Source organism: Pseudomonas viciae (assembly GCF_004786035.1).
GTDB classification, from domain to species: Bacteria; Pseudomonadota; Gammaproteobacteria; order Pseudomonadales; family Pseudomonadaceae; genus Aquipseudomonas; species Aquipseudomonas viciae.
Window position 1 is genome coordinate 4,964,550 of record NZ_CP035088.1, and the last position, 18,287, is coordinate 4,982,836.

At 49.7% G+C, this 18,287-nt stretch carries 11 protein-coding genes and 4 pseudogenes; 4 read left to right on the forward strand and 11 right to left on the reverse strand.

Annotated elements, in window-relative coordinates:
* Nucleotides 1-299: 299 nt before the first annotated feature.
* Nucleotides 300-518 carry a hypothetical protein gene (locus tag EPZ47_RS30250; protein ID WP_052760631.1) on the reverse strand — a complete coding sequence of 73 codons (219 nt, stop codon included), beginning with the start codon at nucleotides 516-518 and terminating at the stop codon, nucleotides 300-302.
* A gap of 106 nt (nucleotides 519-624) precedes the next feature.
* On the opposite strand from EPZ47_RS30250, the pseudogene istA reads away from it, so the two are divergent.
* A pseudogene (gene istA, locus EPZ47_RS21895) lies at nucleotides 625-1,292 on the forward strand (IS21 family transposase); the annotation flags it as partial.
* A gap of 204 nt (nucleotides 1,293-1,496) precedes the next feature.
* Here the strand turns inward: istA and EPZ47_RS21905 are convergent.
* Nucleotides 1,497-2,477 carry an IS5 family transposase gene (locus EPZ47_RS21905; RefSeq protein ID WP_135846680.1) on the reverse strand — a complete coding sequence of 327 codons (981 nt, stop codon included), beginning with the start codon at nucleotides 2,475-2,477 and terminating at the stop codon, nucleotides 1,497-1,499.
* A gap of 61 nt (nucleotides 2,478-2,538) precedes the next feature.
* Between EPZ47_RS21905 and EPZ47_RS21910 the strand changes: the two are divergent.
* From EPZ47_RS21910 to EPZ47_RS30940, 3 pseudogenes are all read left to right on the forward strand, one after another.
* A pseudogene (locus EPZ47_RS21910) lies at nucleotides 2,539-3,256 on the forward strand (Mu transposase domain-containing protein); the annotation flags it as partial.
* Between the two features lie 3 nt (nucleotides 3,257-3,259).
* Nucleotides 3,260-4,050 (forward strand): annotated as a pseudogene (gene istB / locus EPZ47_RS30675) (IS21-like element helper ATPase IstB).
* Between the two features lie 215 nt (nucleotides 4,051-4,265).
* A pseudogene (locus EPZ47_RS30940) lies at nucleotides 4,266-4,394 on the forward strand (hypothetical protein); the annotation flags it as partial.
* A 289-nt stretch (nucleotides 4,395-4,683) separates the two neighbouring features.
* On the opposite strand, the gene EPZ47_RS21925 reads toward EPZ47_RS30940, so the two are convergent.
* The 9 genes from EPZ47_RS21925 to EPZ47_RS21965 all read right to left on the reverse strand — a co-directional run bounded on the left by EPZ47_RS21925 (nucleotide 4,684) and on the right by EPZ47_RS21965 (nucleotide 18,254).
* Nucleotides 4,684-5,949 carry an OprD family porin gene (locus EPZ47_RS21925; RefSeq protein ID WP_064614984.1) on the reverse strand — a complete coding sequence of 422 codons (1,266 nt, stop codon included), beginning with the start codon at nucleotides 5,947-5,949 and terminating at the stop codon, nucleotides 4,684-4,686.
* Nucleotides 5,950-6,443: 494 nt separating this feature from the next.
* Nucleotides 6,444-7,778, reverse strand: a complete 1,335-nt coding sequence (locus EPZ47_RS21930) for an MFS transporter (RefSeq protein WP_013973875.1) — start codon at nucleotides 7,776-7,778, stop codon at nucleotides 6,444-6,446.
* A 112-nt stretch (nucleotides 7,779-7,890) separates the two neighbouring features.
* On the reverse strand, nucleotides 7,891-9,069 hold the full coding sequence (spmC, locus tag EPZ47_RS21935; protein WP_013973876.1) for a 3-succinoylpyridine monooxygenase subunit SpmC: 1,179 nt from the start codon (nucleotides 9,067-9,069) through the stop codon (nucleotides 7,891-7,893).
* Nucleotides 9,066-9,899: a 3-succinoylpyridine monooxygenase subunit SpmB gene (spmB, locus tag EPZ47_RS21940; RefSeq protein WP_080956996.1), complete on the reverse strand. Its 834-nt coding sequence runs from the start codon at nucleotides 9,897-9,899 to the stop codon at nucleotides 9,066-9,068. The genes spmC and spmB overlap by 4 nt, the downstream gene beginning before the upstream one ends.
* Complete coding sequence (spmA, locus tag EPZ47_RS21945) at nucleotides 9,899-12,241, reverse strand: 3-succinoylpyridine monooxygenase subunit SpmA (protein ID WP_046816054.1); 2,343 nt, start codon at nucleotides 12,239-12,241, stop codon at nucleotides 9,899-9,901. Before spmA ends, spmB begins: the two co-directional genes overlap by 1 nt.
* Before the next feature lie 1,194 nt (nucleotides 12,242-13,435).
* Complete coding sequence (locus EPZ47_RS21950) at nucleotides 13,436-14,860, reverse strand: aldehyde dehydrogenase family protein (protein ID WP_135846681.1); 1,425 nt, start codon at nucleotides 14,858-14,860, stop codon at nucleotides 13,436-13,438.
* On the reverse strand, nucleotides 14,853-16,343 hold the full coding sequence (locus tag EPZ47_RS21955) for a flavin monoamine oxidase family protein (protein ID WP_013973879.1): 1,491 nt from the start codon (nucleotides 16,341-16,343) through the stop codon (nucleotides 14,853-14,855). The genes EPZ47_RS21950 and EPZ47_RS21955 overlap by 8 nt, the downstream gene beginning before the upstream one ends.
* 32 nt (nucleotides 16,344-16,375) lie before the next feature.
* Nucleotides 16,376-16,774 carry a c-type cytochrome gene (locus EPZ47_RS21960; RefSeq protein WP_080563818.1) on the reverse strand — a complete coding sequence of 133 codons (399 nt, stop codon included), beginning with the start codon at nucleotides 16,772-16,774 and terminating at the stop codon, nucleotides 16,376-16,378.
* A gap of 31 nt (nucleotides 16,775-16,805) precedes the next feature.
* Nucleotides 16,806-18,254 (reverse strand): flavin monoamine oxidase family protein, encoded by a 1,449-nt coding sequence (locus tag EPZ47_RS21965; protein ID WP_080956993.1) that lies wholly within the window; start codon nucleotides 18,252-18,254, stop codon nucleotides 16,806-16,808.
* Nucleotides 18,255-18,287: the final 33 nt, after the last annotated feature.

An 18,287-nucleotide genomic window follows, 5' to 3' on the forward strand; every position in this document is an offset into this window, starting at 1 on the left:
CGCCGCCAACACGTTGTTCTCCAGCACGACGTTCTAAGTTGTGAGCTGTCCTCTTGTTACCTGCAGCACGGCAGGCTCGCCACGCTCCAGACCAATTAAGGCGTGTTCGCGAAATCTTTGCACCATGCTCCAGCGCCACACGGCGTAGCCCGCGTACCAACCGCGCCGGGCGCGCGGTGGCATTACTGATTTCCAACACGCCTTCCAGATGCATTGGCGAGTGCGACGGGCGATTTCGCGGTTGGACAAGGGCATGGACAGGGCTTCGCCGAGTCGCTGGCAGGTCTGCAAAACGTCCTTCATGCACCCCGCAGGGCATCGCTGGTAGCCGTTGACGACCAGCCAGCCCGTCGGAAGTGAGCGTATATCCCATGGGCCTCGCAGAACTCCTCGATTTCACCAATGGCCGCAGCCGAGCCGCGTGCCAGGCGCACCGCTTCGCCTTCGCTGTTGCCGCTGAGCGAGAACTGACCCAGTAAAGGCTTTTCTGCCGACTGAAAACTGACCCAGGTGTTCAACTGCTCCTGCTCACTTTCCGTGTATGAGAATACGGGGTGATCAGCATGGGAAATGTTGGAAAAAACCCGGCGGATGTACTTCCGCGGCGGGCTCTCGCTGCACTAGATAGCCAAGCGTACCGGGTTGTCGAGAAACACTATCCGAAAATGGATCAAAGCGCCCGAAGCTACTCGGCCAGCGTACCAGCGGTGCTCGACCTTCAACAACCTCAGCCCTTTCCACGACACGTTGGAACAGATGCTGACAGTCGATTCGTTCGGAGCAAAGCACAATCGCAGAAGTGCGAAAGCACTTTTTGAGCAGGTCAACACCGAGGGTTATGAAGGCTGCTATAGGCAGCTCACGGAGTTTGTAAGCTCTTGGCGAGGTGAGCAAGGCAAGTCTTTACGAGCTATTAGCACCGCTGACGTTTGCGCTCGGTGAAGCCTTTCAATTTGACTGGAGCGAAGAAGGGCTGCTGATCGGTGGTCTGTTTCAAAGAAACCAGGTCTCCCACATGAAGCTGTGCGCCAATCGCGCATTCCGGTTGGTTGCGTACCCGCCAAGGTCACGAGATGCTGGTCGATGCCCATATACGCTCGTTCGGAGCGTTAGGTGGCGTGCCGCGTCGCGGCATCTACGACAACCTGAAAACGGTTGACGATGACGTCTATAAAGGCAAGGGCCGCATAGTCAATGCTCGGTTTTCCGGGATACCCGCGCACTACCTGTTCGATCCGGATTTCTGCAACGTAGTCTCTGGATGGGAAAAGGGCATTGTCGAAAATAACGTTTAAGACGGTCGCCGGCGCATTTGGCTTGACACTCAAAACTGCATGCTCCACACCTTTGGGATGGTCTGAAGTAGCCATGTATTTCTGGCTGACTTCAGCCCCCGCCGGTTTTGAAAGCGACGAATCGATCAAAAACGATCAGATCACCCGCTCATTTCTGTGTTTTTAGCCACCACGAGCACCTCGCGGCAGCCATATCCCGCATTACAGGCGCACCTCTCTCGTATTGCTCAGTAAGTGTCGGCGTGCCATCCACAGGTTCGACAGCGCAAACAGTGTCACCAGTTGCACGGTGTTCTTCGCTAGACCACGGAAGCGCGTCTTCACATAACCGAACTGCCGTTTGATCACCCGGAACGGGTGCTCGACCTTGGCGCGCACTTGGGCCTTGGCCTTCTCGATCTTGCGCTTGGCTTTGTACAAAGGGCTGCGCTTACCCAGCTTCTTGTATGTACTGCGGCGGGCGGCAATCTGCCAGATGACCTCTCGGCCTTCATGTTCAGGGCGTTTCTCGACGCCGGTGTAACCCGCGTCGGCGCCGACCATGTTTTCCTCGCCGTGCAGCAGTTTGTCGACTTGGGTGATATCCGCCACATTGGCCGCCGTGCCCACCACGCTGTGCACCAGACCCGACTCATCATCGACACCGATGTGCGCCTTCATGCCGAAGTAGTACTGGTTACCCTTCTTGGTCTGGTGCATTTCTGGATCGCGTTTGCCGTCCTTGTTCTTGGTCGAACTCGGCGCATTGATCAGCGTGGCATCGACAATGGTGCCTTGGCGCAACGACAGGCCTCGATCACCCAGATAGCCATTGATCACGGCCAGGATGCCAGCAGCCAGCTCGTGTTTCTCCAGCAGACGACGGAAGTTGAGGATCGTGGTTTCGTCGGGAATGCGCTCCAGCCTCAGTCCGGCGAACTGGCGCAGGATGGTGGTCTCGTACAGCGCTTCCTCCATCGCTGGATCGCTGTAGCCAAACCAGTTCTGCATCAGATGTACGCGCAGCATCGCCATCAACGGGTAGGCCGGACGGCCACCATCACCTTTCGGGTAATGTGGCTCGATCAGGGCAATCAAACCCTGCCACGGCACCACCTGATTCATCTCGATCAGGAACAACTCTTTGCGGGTCTGCTTACGCTTGCCGGCGTACTCGGCATCGGCGAAGGTCATTTGCTTCATCGGAAAACTCGACGGGTGATTCCGGGCATTTTGTCAAAATCAGGAAGTCTTCTTCAGGATTTCCTTTGAGGAACTGAGTGCCTGGCTCGGCCCACGCTGTCGTGCGCCCTAGAAAGAGCTGCTGCATCCGCATTACAACGGGCTGACGGTGGCGGAAGTTTTGGAGCTGGAGCGCGTCGAAATGATGCCGATGCCGACCGCCTTTGATGGCTTCGTAGAGCGCACCGTGAGGGTCTCCAGCACCTGCCTCATCAGTGTCGCACGAAATCGCCACTCGGTGTCTTGTGAGCAAGTCGGCCAGTGAGTGAGCAGCCGTCTTTACACATCCCGGATCGTGGTCATCGCCGATGACATGATGATCGCCAGCCACGAGCGTCTCTTTGATCGAGATCAGGTCAGTTTTGACTGGCAGCATTACATCCCACTCATCGAGCGCAGCCGGGTGCACTGCGCAATGGCGCACCGTTTACCTATCTGCCCCAGCCGTTGCGGCTTTTAAAACGGGACCTGAGACTTCATAGCAACGGTGAACGAATCATGACGCAGGTGCACACTGCCGCGCCCATCGCCGGTCTTGATCCGGTGCTAGTAGCGTAGAACTGGTGCTTGACTCGGGAAGTCTGAGCGCCGATCACATCTTAAATGTTCTCGTCCGGCTCACCGCTACTGCACAGCCGCCTTCCGTAGAAACCAGCCTGCAACTCAGGGTGGGTCCCGTTGCCAACACGGCCCGATCTGACCAATTCCGTACAACAGATGAGGAGAGCCGCAATGCGTGATTGATGGCAGAACTTAAAGAACTGCGTCTACGTGGCATAGCTCAAGCTTGGGAAGAGTTGGCGGCGAAGGGAGAAGCTTCGACGGCATCCTCGAAATGGCTGCTTGAGCATCTACTCCAACAGGAGCAGGCAGATCGCGCCGTGCGCTCTGTGAATCATCAGATGAACGTGCCAAAGCTTCCCATGTACCTTGATTTAGCTAACTTTGACTTCAGCGTTTCTAGGGATGATTGTCTTTCTGGTCAAGGAGTTATCCTACCAGAAGGTTAGGGAGCCAGCGTAAAAATGTGGTCTTCATCGGCCGGCCTTGAACAAGGAAAAGACACCTGACCAGTGCCTTGGTTGTGTCAGGAAAAACGACGCATAAGAACGAGTAGGGTTCTTCTCCACGGTGGTTCTGGTCAATCTGCTGGAGCGTCAAAAGTAAGATGGTAAGGCAGGCCGAATCGCCCAGAAGCTACTTCGCACAAACCTGATGATACTCGATGAGCTTGGGTACTTGCCTTCAGCCAAAATGGTGGCGCATTGTTATTTCACCTGCTTTCCAAGCTGTACGAACACACCAGCGTGGTCATCACCACCAACTCAATTTCTCGGAATGGTCGAGTGTGTTGGCTGACGCCAAGATGACCACAGCGTTACTGGACCAGCTTACACACCACTGCTACATCGTCCAAACGCGCAACGAGCCCTACCGCCTACAACACAGCACCTTGGCAGACCAGACAAAGTTCAAATCGCGTGAACGAAAGCGCAAGAATGCAGAGGATATCGAGGACGACGCACCGTTCTGACCGGCACCATAAATACCCTGCTGCATGCCTACATGCGGTCGGGCTTGATCAGCCTTCAAGCGGAACACGACTGCTAAGCTTATCCACAATTGTTGGGGCAAAAATCAGCAATCCGCCCCGGGTCATTTTTCAATCGGCAGTGTGGGTCAGCTTTCAATCACCGCCTACAGTGTATGCTCCCTAGAGGAGGCTATTGCCTATAGGCCAATGATGCCGATTTTGGTCTGGATGCGACGATCTTTACCTCGAGCCTCGAATCGGCCACGCGTGCGGCCACTGAGATCGACAGGGGCCATGTATGGATCATACGACCCGATCAAAGACAATGTCGCAGCTCCATTTAGGGGTAGAAAAATATCCGGGTTGGGGTGTGAATTAGGTCAGGACGGTATTCATCCCTATACTGACGTAAGACACGTGCATATGCAGTTTAAGCCCACAGAACAAATCGGGTAGTACCCGTACACCCGTCCGGATTTGATCGATAAGCGACTGCGTCGCGTGATCCTTCATACGACGCGCTCACTCCTCCGGTCATACCACCTGCGGACTTATTGACATGGCGGCCACATTCATTAACGCTTCAATCTTACTGCCCGCATTGTAACTCCGATTGCTCCATATGTCAGATCATCAGTAAAGAGACACAGTGTAACTTAGAATCAAACGATTTTCGTCAAAGTCATTTGCGAAGTTGTTACGTACTGTAGCGTTGCGCCATTTCAACATGAGGTTCTTCAAAGGCCCTTGCTGGACAACATAAACTATATCCATATTCCGTTCCCACTCCTTCCCCTCAGCAAGCCCTGTGCCTTGGTCGATGTTAGTACCTCTGATATACCGAGTCATAAATGTCAGGCCCGGTACTCCAACGGAAGCAAAATCGAAATCGTAGCGCGCTTGCCAAGAAAACTCATCTTTACTTGCAAAGTCACCTATCTGAACGTAGTTCACCAAAAAAGCACCTGCACCATTGAGATAGGCGTAGCCAGTGTCCCCACTCATCCTTTGATAACCCAAACCAAGAATGTGACCGCTCAGCGAGTAGGAAAGCATTGCACCGAAAGCCCTATTATCAACATTGCTCCCGCCGTCATCAGTCGAATATGCATAACGAAGATCGGACTTCAGTGACTGATTGGAGGCAATAGGAAGTACGTAGGTCATGTTGATAATATGCTGTTTATAAAGTTTTTCTAGCTCTCCATAGTTGTATGCAGTTGTGAGACCACTATGCCATTTGTAAGACACACCACCAAAACTGAAGTCTTCCCCCTGATTGCCGTTACTACCAAATTTGAAGTTACGCCTACCCCCAACAGAATTTAGACTCAAGTCCTGGAAGTCGCTAGAGTCCTGTTGATTGACCTTTCTAATTTGACCCACATCGAAATTTAGCCCCGCTATTTCCTGGGAGTTAACGTGCCCCCCAAGGAAATTCTGAGGTAAAAGGCGGGAGTCATTTGCAGTTACGGTCGGCAGCCGAGGCATCAAGCCGCCGAGTTTGACCGCTGTTTTGGAAATTTTCGCTTTCAACGTGACGGTTGTCTCTGAATATCCACCAGGACCATCGTCTCCGAATTTACTGGGCAGCAAGTTAGTGCCGGCCCGCTCGTCTGAAGAGTCAAGTTTTAAACCGAGACCAGCATAAGCATCCAAACCGAAGCCGACGGCTCCAGAGGTATATCCGGATTCCGCCTTGAGGATAAATCCCTGCGCCCATTCTTCGCGTTTTGATTGCTGTGCATCCATAGTATCATGCAGATCACGATTAAAGTAAAAGTTGCGCGCTTCGACACTAGCTTTGCTATCTTTTATTAGTTCAGCGCTGGCAATCTGACTTGTAATCAAACCCGGAGTACAGATAGATGTTACGAGTGCCATGGAGTAAGTTTTCATTATTGTTTTCTCCAGAATTATCAGCAGTAAATCAGAGCAAAGAAGTTTAAACAGCTAATTATCATGCAAGCATCGAATCACTTCCATTCACTCAACAACGCCTCCGCTACGACCGCACCCGAAGACCATATCAAACGAATTGAGGAGAGCTGAGGTGAATTGGCGTGGGAGACGCTTATTCATATAAAAAGCACGAAACACCGCATGATACTTCTCTACAACTTCAATATTTCAGAGCATTAAATTATTAACAACCGAAATAGAGAACAAGACACGCCACCAAGCACCACACCCTTTCCTCATAGAGAATAGCGAAACCCTTATGCAAACTGGACTCCATCATTAATCGACACAAAGAGCTTAGTCAAAGAAACTGCCAGGCAACTTGTTTATATTTAAATAAGTGCAAGATAGGACCGAGTGCACCGCCCCATCCTGACTCATCACCATTTCGTACGGGACAGCAACTTAAGTCATTTCAGCACAAGTCACTATTAGTTAACGTCCCGCAAATCAATACCCTTAGTTTCGCGCCAAGTCGCGACGACAGCAGCAGCCACCAGAACTATTGTGATTACGTAAATGTTAAATACCCACCCGCGATCTGATCCAGAAAGCCAAGAGTTTAGATAAGGTGCAGTACCTCCGAAAACCGCTACCCCGATAGACAATGCCCCCCCCATAACACGTGCTCGATATCGAGTGGGAATTTGCTCAGTTATGGTGGCTGGCATTGTTCCCCCTATGCAAGCCACAAGCGCCAACATCCCGCCTTGTGCAACGAATAGCGTCCAGCCCTGATTCGTGATCATGGCCATCGCTGGGAAGGTCAATAACGCAACAGCTACGAAGTAAAACAGGGTGACTGGCTTACGTCCCACGCGGTCAGATACATATCCCCAAAATGGCACCCCGACGATATAGACCACCTGGGCAAGTACTGTAGCCACGAAGGCGTCACCGGGATCCATACCTCGCTGGGTGATGGCAATGACTACTGCATAGCCTGTCCAGATATAAAACGGAATACCCACTCCCGCTTGATAGAAAAAAATTCCAAGTGAACGCTGGAGTATCTTCTTATTTGACCACTCGACCACCCTGGCAGCCCCTGGGCTTACAGGATCAGACTTCTTGGCATAATCTTCTAGGACTTCACTTTCAATCATATTCCTTCGTAAAAAAAGGACAATTACGGTTAGCGTAGCTCCTAAATAGAAGGGGATACGCCAACCCCACATGCTCATATCTTCAGGGGATATAATGTGAGTAAGAAAAGCGCCTACCAATGAAGCCAAGAGACTACCCATACCAGCGAAAAAATACATACTACTGGACCATAAGCCACGCCGCCCTTTAGGTGCAATTTCAGCCAGGTAGGTGTAAGAAGCTGTAGCCTCACCCCCGTGTGCAAAGCCCTGGAGCAATCTGGCAGATAAAATAATAAACGACGCAACACCCCCAATTGATGCATACGATGGTGCAACTGCGATGACAAGGCTGCCGATCCCCATAAGCAGCATCGAGATAAGGAGCACCGCTTTGCGGCCTCGAGAATCCGAAAGGGTGCCAAATACAATCCCGCCTAGCGGCCGTGAAATAAACCCGACAGCGAATATAGCCAACGTTCCTAATAGCGCTGAGGCGGGATCTCTAGGATCAAACATAGCTTTTGCGATATAGGACGCGAAAATCGCGTAAATTGTCCAATCAAACCACTCCAGACAATTTCCAAGACCGGTCGCTATCATCGAGCGCTTCCGTAACACACTCCCGAGTTTATAATCGAACTCAGACCCACCGCTATTCAGTGTAGTTGTAACAGTCATGATGCTGCTCCGCTTCTTATTGGTATTGGTTTCGCAGAAATTTTTTTAGATATTTAGATACCATACCTCCTGCTAAATAGATTTAATCTTCCATAAAATCTACAGAGATTGGTCACTTAGAGTCATTTCTTTTGAAAAGCCCCGCGAACCACGACTTAATGACCGGCCAGATTAGTGATTTCAGCCCTACAGGAAGGTTTCGATTATCTCCTAATGTTCCTTCACGTAAAAGCTGCTCGAGGTTCTCTCCAAACATAATTGCTAGACGCCTAACGGTTTCTGTGACAATTCCACCCCGCCCAAACTGTGCGAGTGCACCTGTTAGTTTCCATGCAAGCCCCACATCAATTATCGAGCCTGTTGAGCCGTCTGTTTTGACAGTCCAGGTAATTCGCCCAGTTACTGTGGAACCAGTTAACGCGTCTCGTCCACCTGCGGTCATCAATCCCTGACGGTTATCATCATCAATTTCATAAGTTCCGGAGCCTGTAAATTGGGCTCTAATAGGACCTAGTGCCATGTGCATCTTACCAGTCACCTCATGATGATCTAAGCTAACTACCTCCGCTCCTGGAATGCAGCTAGCTGCTGTCCTCAAATCTCGCATGACTGCCCAAGCATCATCGGGCGACAGGTCTACCTTTACACTTTGTAGAATCGCATTAGGAAAATCGTCGGAATTGCCATGCGGTTTCGTCTCTGATTGCGGTTGACGTAATGGCTGTTGCTCTGTCAACACCCCAGCTTGAACAATCTCGGGTTCAGAAAGTGTGGCAGGCCCTGCGCTACCGGTTGGTTCTTTTCCTAAACCAACTGCACGAATAGCATCAACAATTCCCGTATAGCCAGTACAGCGGCAAAGGTTACCTGCCAGCTCCATTCGGATCTGCGGCTCCTGAATTTCTCCTAATCTTAGAACCATATCGCGAGCGGTTATTAGCATGCCGGATGTGCAAAAACCACATTGTAACGCATGGTTATCTCGGAACCCCGCCCTCATGCTCTGCATAGTCGGGTCATCGTTGAAACCTTCAATCGTAGTAATCTCTACGTTTTCACAATCTACAGCAAAGGCGATACAGGATCGTTGAGGGGTGCCATCGATAAGAATGGTACAAGCCCCGCACACCCCTTGATCGCACCCAATGTGGGTCCCTGTCAGGCGGAACTTTTCCCGGATGACATCCGCCAGTACATCGCGAGAAGAAACACGCGCGACACACTTTTGACCGTTCACCTTCAATGTAATAGAACGAGTTTCCTGGTCAGATACATCTAGGATATTTATCATCGAGAGAAAGCCTCCAATCGGGCCAATGCCCTTTCGATCATTGTCAAATGAAAACTCAAACTATCAGGTTGAGCGTCAGGTAAACTCGCCCGAATTTCTCGCTGTGCGATACTTAGTATTTCGGTATAATCCTCCGTCGCCAATGCTGAGGATGCCTCTCTTAAAAAGAGAGGCGGACCATCAGTTCCACCAATGAATATACGGTAAATTTTATTACTCGGATCAACAACAATAGCGCAGATCGATTTGGCAAATTCACCTGCTTTGTGGCAGAACTTAACATAAGCCCATCGGGCCTCAACCGAAAGACAAGGTAGTTCTACTGATACCAGTATTTCGTCAACTCCGAGCGCACTTACAAATGGTGCAATCATGAAATTTTCAATAGGAATCTCGCGCTTGCCACTAATACCCTCGACATGGCACCGGGCACCAAGCGCGCTTAAACTACTAAGCCAATCGGCGGCAGGGTCAGCATGACATAGCGACCCGCCTACTGTACCCCGGTTCCGTATTGCACGGTATGCAATACCTTTCGCAACATATGGGAGATAGCCGCATGTCACATCCTTAATTTTACAGTCTTCAATATCTGCATGGGTTGTCGCTGCCCCTACATGAATTGAAGTTTTACTTTCTACAACCGATAACAGCTCTGGCAGCTTTCGGAGGGATACCAAAGCATTTGGGCGAGCCAGCCGTAGGTTCATCATTGGAACCAACGATTGCCCCCCTGCAATTGGTTTCGCTAATCCACCGGAGGCACTAAGGTACTTAATGGCCTCCGCAATCGAGTTAGCCTTTTCATAGACAAATACGGCAGGCCTCATTATCGATCTCCAGCAGCGGTGATTGCCGCTAATATGCGCGACGGACTCATTGGAAGCATACGAAGCGTTGCACCAAGCGGCGATAACGCGTCATTAACTGCGTTGGCAAGAGCAGCAGCGGCTGGGATGGTACCGGACTCTCCGGCCCCTTTTATCCCGAAACTCGTGTGAGGAGATAGATTCGCCATGTGATCTAATTTAAAACGTGGCACCTCCGCAGCGCCCGGAAGAAGGTAGTCGAGAAGCGTCGAGGCAAGAGGTTGGCCATTCTCATCATATGGACTTTCCTCGTACAATGCTGTTCCAATGCCCTGAGCAGCACCACCAATTGTCTGTCCGTCCACGATCATCGGATTAATGCGCTGTCCACAATCTTCTACAATTATATAATCGAGAATACTAACGTGCCCAGTTTCCGTATCGACGCTAACTTTCACAGCATGAGTTCCGTACGCAAAAATACCACTATCTACGGGCACCTTATAACCGTCAGTCACTTCCAAACTGGTGATTGCCTGAGTCAACTGAGGGATTAGATAAGGCCTGTTATAAAAAATATCAGTAATTTCTTCAAAAGCGATGCTTTTAGCTCCCAATGCGGCAACACCGTCGTTTAACTGCACTTCGTCTGGATCCCCGCCGCCCAAGAGCGCTGCTGCTAGTGTACGAATTTTAAGTGTCAAAATTTTGGAAGCCGCATCTATAGCACCTGCACCGATCACAGCAGAGCGAGATGTGAACGAACCTACGGAATGGGGTGTACACTCCGTGTCACCCAGACAAATCCGAATCTTATCCAGGCTAAATCCGGTCGTTGTGGCCGCCACTTGAGCTAGAGCAGTTTCGAGTCCTTGGCCGAAACTTTGCAAGCCAATGTTTACTTTCAATGTTCCATCGGGCCCCACTTTCAACGTTACTTGATCAAACCCAGGAACCACAGGCATTCCCCATGATGCGAAGAAACCTGCACCGTTGGCAGTCTGTTCATAAAATGTCGCGAAACCGATACCCGTGAGGGCTCGTGTGGGTTTTATGCCTGAGCGCGATCGCTCGAGCCTGAACTCGTCGAACCCGATAAGTTGCCTAGCACGACGCAAGCTCTTGCCGTAATCGCCTACGTCAAACATTTTTCCAGTGACATCCTTATAGGGCATTGCGCTGGGCGGCACTAAATTTAACGCTCTAACGTCGCAAGGCTCACGTCCGACGGCATTGGCAACCGCATCAATGAGTGATTCTATTGCGAAGCAGGTCCCCACTCGCGCAATACCGCGGTAAGGACAAAAACTCGGTTTATTTGTAGCGACTACACTTACCCGTGATTGATAATGGGTAATCTGATAGGGACCTGGCAAATTGCTTCTAGCAGAGTATCCTTCTAAAACGGCAGTAAAAGGCCAAGCGGAATACGCGCCGTTGTCGATAAATATGTCAGCGTCCAGCCCGATTAGGCGCCCCTCTGGTGTCGCATAACCAGTTAACTTGTACTTCGCTTGTCTCGTACAGGCCCCTGCTACTAAATGCTCACGCCTATCCTCAACCCAGCGAAAAGGCGATTTATGGGTCAGAGCTAACCATGCGACTGCGATTTCCTCTGGAAGAAGTTGAAGCTTGTAGCCGAACCCCCCCCCAATATCGGGTGGAGCAACCCGAATTTTCGATTCAGAAATTCCTAGAAACTGGGCCATACCAGTGCGAATAGGGTGCGGAATTTGGGTTGACATTATCAAAACTAATTGATCAGCTTCAAAATCCCAATATGCAACTATACCTCGACCTTCGAGCGGATGTATTGTCTGACGGGAGAGTTCAAGTTCTACATCTACGACAATAGGCGCTTCCTCCGTTATGGAAGAAAAATCAACCTCAGTTACCATATGAACAAAGCGATTATCCGTCCACCCCTCGTGCAATAAAGGCGCTCCTATAGAAAGCGCATCTGCAATTGTCGTCACTGCTTTTGACTCGTCTATATCAAGCAGTACGGAATCAACCAGATCTTCAGCTCTAGCACGGTTTGATGCCACGCATAGAGCGACAGGCTCACCCACAAAACGCACGCGATCTGCCGCTAGCACTGGACACTCGCTGTGCTGAAAACCCGGCGTAGTGACAGGTGTAGTAATGGGCCTTACGCCAACAAGATCTGCATGAGTGAATACTTGGTTCTCGGCCCCCTCGGGCTTACCAATCCCGCGAATAGTGCCGTGCGCAACTGGGCTTCGGACGAAGGCAACCTCAAGCATTCCAGGTAGCTTTATGTCCGCGACGAAGCGCCCTCGACCGTGAAGATGACGTTCATCCTCTCTTCTAGTCACTCTGGATCCAACGAAGTTTGTCATCTGGGCTAAATCTCCTGCAATGCAATGAAGCTCATTGGGGCATCCAAGCCTGAGGACCCCCATTTATTATATGTACGACGGTATAATTAGTGCCGTAATCTGTCAAGCACTGACCAGATCCGCCACTGCCGACCTTCCCTCAACTCAAGACGTGGCGGGATGGGACTGGGTGGGATGCCGTGGAACACTCGACTTCAACCACCCTAGCGAACACCTATCAGTCCCAGCCAACCGGAAGCACTTCTGTACCAAGACAGCGGTGCGTATATGCACCGTGGTCGATGATGATGGTCTGGATGACGTCAACCACTGGATCCGGACATTGAATTCCGCGATTCCTGTACGTGCTCGGTTGACCACTATCGAAATATCTTCGCCATAAATTTGATCACCGACTGGCAGTCTGAAAAAAACCTAGTTGGCGCGTGTTGGCATAAAAAAAAACATTAGCGCATTAATAGAGTTTAATATCGTTTTTATATTACGCCCTCATGAATTAAACCAGAAATATTGGCTCGCAAATATTCGGCAGCTTCTACTTCTTCGATTTAACTTTATAAATTTACGTCTAAGATATAGCTCGACCTGACCGCGACGTGAACTGCAATCGCACGCTCCTTACGCGTGCACGAACCGCGACAAACTCCATCCCACAAAATCGTATCCGCAGGTGAAAAGATATAAATGATTACCCACCCCAAAAAAAACAAATAACAGCGTTCAATAACAAAACCGACCATTGGTTTCACGAGTCATAAATATTTTTAGAAGACCCACAATTAACATTCAGCCTGGATATTTATTGAAAACCGAATTTCTGGGAGTCTAGGTGCATTCTGAAAACCACCCCGACAAGACATTTATAGTTACAGCATCTCAACGTGCAGATATATGCCATTTGCTCGCAGCGCTCAGAATCGGGACATAAGTCTCACCAATTAACTGACAAATCTAGTATCAGGAAGAAAGGGATACTCATAAAACAAAGTCATATCAGATGGAGAATGAAGCCGAGAACCTGAAGACAGCCTGACATACACTGATATCAGGCTCCCGGACTTTCATCTTATTTCGAATTGTAAGCTCCGCAAGACAACCCGACGATAGCCACATCAAATAGTGAACATGTATTAGATGCCAGCTACACCATGCGCGCAACTTACCACACGCTAAATTATTCAATAGTTATTTTAGTTAACAGCCCATAATTGACTTGATTTCGAGATACTCTTCAAAGCCGTATTTACCCCATTCGCGGCCGTTACCTGACTTTTTATAACCACCAAACGGCGCTGAAAAATCCAGAGGTGCCCCGTTAAGATGTACACTTCCTGTACGCAGTCTATTTGCGACCTCGCGCGCACGCGCCATACTCCCCGAACTAACATATCCGGACAGACCAAAACAACTATCATTTGCTATTGCGATCGCATTTTCATCATCTGTATAGGGGATAATGCAAAGTACAGGGCCAAAAATTTCCTCCTGTGCAATCGCCATATCGTTCGCGACATTGCTAAAAACTGTCGGTTTAGCATAATACCCAGCTCTTACTCCGTCCGGGACGCCTAAACCTCCACAGACTAGCTTTGCACCTTCAGCTAAGCCATTTCGTATACAGACCTGAACTCTCTCATACTGTACGGCGCTCGCCAGCGGCCCGAGACTTGTGCGTTCGTCTAACGGGTTCCCGACTATTATTTCTTCACATAGCTTCTTTGCTATCCGCTCTACTTCCAACAATTTCGATGTCGGAACTAGCATGCGTGATGGAGCATTGCAACTTTGCCCGGTATTGAGCATCATAGTCATAACGCCATGCGAAACAGCAGATGCGAGATCAGCGTCGTCGAGTATAATGTTTGCCGATTTTCCACCCAACTCTAGTGCTACTCGCTTGACAGAATCTGCTGCTGCTTTCGAGACGAGCGCGCCAGCAGTAGTAGAACCAGTGAAAGAGATCAAATCCACATCCACGTGTGCAGCCAGAGGAGCGCCCACACCGGAACCATTTCCATTAATAAGATTGAAGACACCAGGCGGAAGACCCGCCTCATCCAAAATTTCCGCAAGTAAATAAGCTGAAAATGGGGCAATCTCGCTGGGTTTTAATACTACAGTACAACCAGCTGCTAATGCTGGTGCGACCTTCGCCGCCACTTGGTTCATTGGCCAGTTCCAAGGTGTTATTAACCCGCAAACTCCGACCGGCTCACGTACTACACGAGTCGTGCCCGAACATTCCTCAAATTGGTAATTACGCAATACAGAGATTGCCGTTAGGAAATGCCCCAAGCCAGATGGTGCCTGGAGAGGGCGGGCTAACTGCTTGAACGGAGCTCCCATCTCTTCGGTAATTGCGTCAGCGATATCCTCCATCCTGGCTTCAAATATCTGACATACTTTCTCAAGTAACTCAAGTCGTTGTTCTTTGCTCGTACGGGACCAGCTTTCAAATGCAAGGCGCGCTGATTTTACCGCAAGGTCAACATGATCAGCTGTTCCTAGTGTAATTACACCAGCTATACTTTCAGTGGCGGGGTTAATCACTTCGAGTTCTTCGCCCCCCACTGGCATTATCCATTCGCCGTTTATATAAAACTTCCGATAATCACGCATTGTCATTTTCTCTTTTTAGATACGTAGCGACTTGATGCCCTACCTCTCTACCGTTCTCGATTGCTCCATCAATGAATCCACGCCAACCATTGGCCATGTCCGAGCCTGCAAAAAATAGCCGTCCTTCGCGCTTCTGCAGCTCAGTCAAGTATCGAGTCGTCTGGTTAGGACGGTAAGTGCACCAAGTGCCCTTAGAAAAGGGATCGAGGTTCCAGTCGTAGCCATAACTAGCAGTTACTTCGACGCCTGGCAAAAGTGGTTGCAAAGCCTTTTCGACGGCTTTGATATCATTGATATCAATCAACTTAGGGTCGGCTGAAAATGCAATGAGTAACGTACCGCTCTCGTCCACGTGATCTGTGAATACTGAGGTAAATGGTGTGAGCTTATTCCGGGCAGGAGCATATGTCATTACATTGCCGACATTTTGTTTTACGCGAATATAGCCCTTTACACCAGCACCAGCATGCCGTTGCGATCCCATATCCACTTTAGCTGCCGACAACTTCGGCGAGTACTCAATATCATGCAAAGTGTTGATAGGGACGGCTACAATTACCGCTGATGCCGTGAAGACACCGTCTTCAGTGGTAACTGTTACTTTATCTTTATCTTGATTAACCTTAGTCACTGGCGTCGAAAGTTTAACTTCCGAGTTACCATCCGCCATTATGGCCTCTAAAAGACTATGCGTACCGGTTTTAATTTTGTACCGCGCAATGGAATCGAACATTGTGGGCATATTAAAGTTACTGAGTGCAAACCAACGCATAATCTCGCTATATGCAATAGTTTCCGGATAATTATGTCCATTTCCACTGAGCCAGGAATCCATCATATCCTTTTGCTCCCTGGTCAAAGGCAATTTTTCAAGATAATCTGCCGCGGAAAGTCCATCAACATGCTGCAGCTTCTTTCGCTCAAAAAATGGTTCAAACGGGCGCGGATAAATATTCCGTGCTTCTTTGTAGTATTCGTTACAGGCAGAGCCAAAAATTTCAAACGCCTCTGCTGCAGGTGCTCTTTTGACATTATCCTCTGTTACCCAAATGACGGTCTCTGGATTCGCAAGACCGACCGTCTCCTCCACCTCTAGGCCATAGTGCATAATCTCAGTCCAAACATTCGGCTGGGTCCAATGTACCCAGGTACCTCCCAACTCAACTTTTTGATTCTGAAGCTTAGACGTAAAAGTTCGGCCGCCCAACCGACTTCTACCTTCAAGAATTAGAGTTTTCAAGCCAGAACGGCTTGCTTCTCGCGCCGCAGTAACACCCGCGAAGCCTCCACCGATTACAATAACGTCATAACCCACGCCTGCGCGTGATGGACCAACATTGGTCTTCACCGCCGCTTCCGCGGGCGCCGACAGAGTCAGAAGCTGCGAGGCTATGCCCGCTGTTGCCACTCCGACCGCGGCGCTACCAAGGAACTTTCGGCGTGATACTCCGCTTTTGCTGCCTTCATCACCATCTTTTGTCATGTTGTGGAAACCCCGATAGACTTTCAAAAGTTTCAGTTAGAGGATTTGCTCAAAAAACAAAGCACGTCACGTCGATCTTTTTCATTTTTGAGGCCTGAGAAAGCCATACGGGTTAGGGGATATACGGCCATAGGATTCTCCAGGAACTTATCTAAATGCTGCGGGGTCCAAGTGTCCCCAGAATCACGTAGCGCTGAAGAAAATTTGAAACCCGGCACCGAGCCGACTTTCCGGCCCTCCAGACCGTGTAGATTGGGCGCCGCTGCGCCGTGAACACCAGTAGTGTCATTTGAGTGGCACACACTGCAAATTTGGTAAACCTTTTTCCCATTTTCCGGATCACAGTTATCTGCACCTACAGCTACACCAGATAATGCTAGAAGAACTAACGAACCAAAATGACGAGTAACAACTTGCAACGCTTGTTTCATTTTTTATCCTCATTTATTGTAGTTTTACGTACTAGCTTAAGAGCTGCTTAACCTCCCTACCGGCACGTAGTCCACTCTCAACAGCACCATCGATATTCGCGTGCCAACCGTTACTGGTTTCAGCTCCTGCAAATAAAATACGTCCTTCAGCCGCCTGTAGATCTTTGAGACGACTTAGTTGACCTACTCCATAAGCCGCCCATGCCCCCAAGGAAAATGGATCAGCTGTCCAGTCGTAAGCCGCTGTACCAAGAACCTCAACACCCGGAAACATTTTTTGAACTTCGCGAGTTACAGCATCTCGGTCATTCACATCAATTGTTTCTTTGCGAGCGATGGTGATCGACAGTATTGTCCCCAACTCGTCGCTGTAATCGTGCGTCTGGACCCAGTTTAAAGGTTGCTGTTCATCCGCAAACGCAAAAACCCGTCCGAGATTCTGCTTAACATGAACATAAAGCTTAGCACCTTTGCTAAGCTGCCCCTCTTTGATGAATCGTTGTTTACCTTTAGAAAGGGCAGGCGTAAAACCGATATGTTTATACGTATTGAGTGGAACTGTCATTACGACCACTCCGGCGGTAATAATTTCGCCGTCGTCGGTCTTGATTTTGACGCCACCATTGACTTGCTCAACAGCAGTGACGGGCACAGACATGCGGACCTCGGCACCGCTATCGGCCAACATTGCATTAATGAGGCCTATCGTGCCCCCTTGAATTCTATAATGAGTTTCAGTGTCCATGAAGGCGTCATAGTTCCAACCGCCGCATGCAAACAACTTAAGTACACCAGGCAGGCCAAATTTGTCAGTTGTTTCACCTGCATACAAGGCCATGTAACTATTGATTTGAGCCTGTTGCAGCCGACTTAAGCCCAAAGTTTTGATGCGATCAAGAACAGAAGATTTATCCAATTCCCGAGCGCGCTCAGTAAACATCGGCTCATGCGGACGAGGAAATACTTCCCAGGCATCGTGACAAAGCTTTTCAAAAGCTATTCGAATGTTTTTGCCAAATTCATCGGGCGAAATACTCTCGACGCTTCCGTCGTTATACATGATCAAGGTTTTATCTAAATTAGTAAGTGGATCTTCCACTACACCCAGACCATAACGCTGCATTTCTGCCCAAACATGCGGCTGCAGCCAGTGCACCCATGCCCCGCCAAATTCAATTTCTTGACCTGCAAAGCGCGAGGTAAACGTACGACCACCTAGGCGGGACCTCGCTTCCAATAAAAGCGTTCGATAACCCTGCAAACCACATTCACGGGCGGCTGTCGCGCCAGCAAACCCTCCACCAACTACTACCACATCGTAATCGAAGCCACCTTTGACGGTGCTTGCTCGGTTCGTTTTTTGCGTAGCCGAAGCCGCATCAATAGCTCCCAATCCCGCAACACCTGCTGTTACGACTGCCGCGCTTCCGATAAAAGACCTGCGGCTAAAGCCTTCATTTGTTTTTGTTTTATCACTCATGTCCCGGCGCCTTCTAGTTAGGTCGTAGTAGTT

Bases quoted from the DNA above. Each gene is read 5' to 3' on its own strand.
- spmA (WP_046816054.1), bottom strand. From the start codon at position 12,241: ATGACAAACTTCGTTGGATCCAGAGTGACTAGAAGAGAGGATGAACGT.
- EPZ47_RS21925 (WP_064614984.1), bottom strand. From the start codon at position 5,949: ATGAAAACTTACTCCATGGCACTCGTAACATCTATCTGTACTCCGGGT.
- EPZ47_RS21905 (WP_135846680.1), bottom strand. From the start codon at position 2,477: ATGAAGCAAATGACCTTCGCCGATGCCGAGTACGCCGGCAAGCGTAAG.
- spmC (WP_013973876.1), bottom strand. From the start codon at position 9,069: ATGATAAATATCCTAGATGTATCTGACCAGGAAACTCGTTCTATTACA.
- spmB (WP_080956996.1), bottom strand. From the start codon at position 9,899: ATGAGGCCTGCCGTATTTGTCTATGAAAAGGCTAACTCGATTGCGGAG.
- EPZ47_RS21955 (WP_013973879.1), bottom strand. From the start codon at position 16,343: ATGACAAAAGATGGTGATGAAGGCAGCAAAAGCGGAGTATCACGCCGA.
- EPZ47_RS21930 (WP_013973875.1), bottom strand. From the start codon at position 7,778: ATGACTGTTACAACTACACTGAATAGCGGTGGGTCTGAGTTCGATTAT.
- EPZ47_RS21950 (WP_135846681.1), bottom strand. From the start codon at position 14,860: ATGCGTGATTATCGGAAGTTTTATATAAACGGCGAATGGATAATGCCA.
- EPZ47_RS21965 (WP_080956993.1), bottom strand. From the start codon at position 18,254: ATGAGTGATAAAACAAAAACAAATGAAGGCTTTAGCCGCAGGTCTTTT.
- EPZ47_RS21960 (WP_080563818.1), bottom strand. From the start codon at position 16,774: ATGAAACAAGCGTTGCAAGTTGTTACTCGTCATTTTGGTTCGTTAGTT.